General features: G+C 65.7%; 3 protein-coding genes. All 3 read left to right on the top strand.

Annotation, left to right across the window (positions count from 1 at the left end; all coding sequences use genetic code 11):
• Positions 1-85: 85 nt before the first annotated feature.
• The 3 genes from ETD86_RS53935 (at position 86) to ETD86_RS53925 (ending at position 1,937) form a co-directional block, all read left to right on the top strand.
• The gene (locus ETD86_RS53935; RefSeq protein WP_211370930.1) at positions 86-391 is read left to right on the top strand and encodes a sensor histidine kinase; all 306 of its coding nucleotides are present in this window, start codon (positions 86-88) and stop codon (positions 389-391) included.
• Positions 388-1,029, top strand: coding sequence for a response regulator (locus tag ETD86_RS53930; RefSeq protein WP_138674320.1), 642 nt, complete (start codon positions 388-390; stop codon positions 1,027-1,029). Before ETD86_RS53935 ends, ETD86_RS53930 begins: the two co-directional genes overlap by 4 nt.
• Positions 1,030-1,439: 410 nt before the next feature.
• A complete protein-coding gene (locus tag ETD86_RS53925; RefSeq protein ID WP_138674319.1) occupies positions 1,440-1,937 on the top strand; it encodes a DUF402 domain-containing protein in 498 nt (165 codons plus the stop codon).
• The last annotated feature ends 495 nt before the right edge of the window (positions 1,938-2,432 follow it).

The raw sequence follows: 2,432 nt of genomic DNA, 5'->3' as shown, positions 1-2,432 counted from the left end.
GGTGGAAGGAGCGGGAGATGTCGACGCCTGCGCGGGTCCTGCCCGCGATGGTGCTGGGGCGTCGGGGTGTGAGGATTCTGGAAGAGTGCGGTTGTCTGAGGGGGTGGAGCTGGCCGTCTATCGGATCGTGCAGGAGGCGCTGACGAATGTCGTCAAGCATGCCGCGCCTGCTCGTTGCCGGGTGTCCGTTGTCGCCGATGGGAGAGACATGCGGATCGAGGTGATCGATGACGGGCCCGGGCGGCGGATGTTGCCTGCGGAAGGGGGCGGGCATGGGCTGATCGGGATGCGGGAGCGGGTCATGTTGTACGGCGGGACGTTCGAGGCCGGGAGGCTTCCTGGGCGGGGCTTCCGGGTCTTTGCCCGGTTGCCCTATGGGGAGGGTTCGTGATCCGGGTGGTCGTCGCCGACGATCAGGCGTTGCTCAGAGGGAGTTTCAGGGTGTTGGTGGACTCCGAGCCTGATCTGGCCGTGGTGGGCGAGGCGGCTACTGGGGTGGAGGCCGTGTCCGTTGCGCTGGCACAGCGGCCCGATGTGGTGCTCATGGACGTGCGAATGCCGGAGATGGATGGGATCGAGGCTACTCGGCGGATCAAGGACGTCTGTCGGGTTCTCGTGGTGACCATGTTTGACTTGGATGCGTATGTTTACGATGCGTTGCGGGCCGGGGCCAGCGGGTTCTTGCTGAAGGACACACCGCCCGTCGATCTGCTGGCGGCCATTCGGGTGGTCGCGAGTGGGGAGGCGCTGCTGGCGCCTACGGTGACGCGCAGGCTGATCGAGCAGTTCACGCGTATTCCTGCCGTTCCGCAGGTCAAAGGGCTGGATGGGGTGACCGAGCGGGAGCGGGAAGTGTTGATGTTGATTGCGCGAGGGTTGTCGAACCATGAGATCGCCGATCATCTTCAGGTTGGCATGGCGACGGTGAAGACGCATATCACCCGGTTGCTGGCCAAGCTGAGGGCGCGGGATCGGGCGCAACTCGTCATAGCGGCTTATGAGAGTGGGCTGGTCTCGGCTGCGGGTTGAGGCGATGGGGCAGGACCCTCGATGCTGCTGCCCGTGAGTCACCTGAGGGTGTGCGGGTGGCGGGGTTTGGTGGTGATGTCCGTGGCTCACTTGGGGGTGCGGGCGGCGGTGTGCTCTGGCGGGGGTTGGTGCTGTCTGTGGGTCATTTGAGGGTCTGGGTGGCGGGGTGCTGCCTGTGGGTTACTTGAGGGTGCGGGCGGCGGGGTTTGGTGCTACTGCCGTGAGTCACCGAGGGTGTGCGGCGGGATTGGGTGATGCTGCCCCTGGGTCACTGAGCGTTTGCGGCGGTGGCGGGGTTTCGTGATGCGGGTCCCTGGGGTTCCGTGAGGGGTGTGCGGGCAGGACTCTGGTGTTGCTGTCGCGGCTCACTTGAGGGCTTGTGGGGCGTTCGCCGGGGATAAGTTCCTTGTGTGAGTGACATACGGATCGTGTTTCGGAAGTACGGCGGGGCGTTGCACTGGAATCATCCAGGTCGGGTTCTGGGTGAGGATGAGCACGGGGTCTGGGTGGTGGTGCCCAGTGGGACGATGGCTCGCAAAGGGGGAGAGCCGCCGGTCGTCTGGGAAGCGACAGCGGTCATGTTGTTCCCTAGGGATGCGTGGTGGACGGCGGCGTTCTACTCCCAGCCGCATTGGAGTGAGATCTACGTGGACGTCACTACCGTGCCGGCGTGGAGGGACGGCGAGGTGACCATGTTCGATCTCGATCTCGATGTCATTCGGACGCAGGATGGGCGGCTCTTTGTCGATGACGAGGACGAGTTCGCCGAGCATCAGGTGTTGCTCGGCTATCCGCCTGAGTTGATCACGCAGGCGGAGGCGAGTGCGGGCTGGTTGCTCGATGCGGTTGGTGAGGGCAAGGGGCCGTTCGGGGGTGCTCATTTGGAGTGGCTCGCGACGGCGACTTAACGGGGCGCGCCGGGTGGAGCCGTACCCCTCCAAGGGTGGGTTTCTTCTCCAGGACAATACGGTCCGGGTCGGGGCGTATGGGGATGTCCTGCCTTGGCGGCTGGTGCGGTCGGGGGAGAAAATCGCACCCGGTTCCGTCCTTGCTGGTGGTCCTCGGTGAGGAGATCGCGGGCGCCGCATGACGAGCGCGTTCGTTCGGCCCCACCACGTGACACGGTCCAGACCCTGCGGCGCGACCTGCACGATCTAGGACTCGGGCCTGCTCGCCGGCTGGAGGGAGGACCGCGCATAGGGCGGGCTTGAGCCCCGGCTCCAGGCCGGGGCTCGAAGCGGGGCTTCCCCGTACGCCCCGGCTACGTGGTTTGGCGTAGGGCCTCTGCTAGGGCGGTCAGGCGTTCTGGGGAGGCCAGGCCGGCGTGGTACAGGTGGAACTCCGTTGCTCCTGCCTTGGCGTACGTCCTGAGGGAAGATCCAGGTGCTGACCCGCTCGATGAG

The sequence above is a fragment of the Nonomuraea turkmeniaca genome (assembly GCF_005889735.1).
GTDB classification, from domain to species: domain Bacteria; phylum Actinomycetota; class Actinomycetes; order Streptosporangiales; family Streptosporangiaceae; genus Nonomuraea; species Nonomuraea turkmeniaca.
The sequence above is the reverse complement of the archived record's forward strand: the minus strand, read 5'-3'. Positions and strand labels throughout refer to the sequence as shown.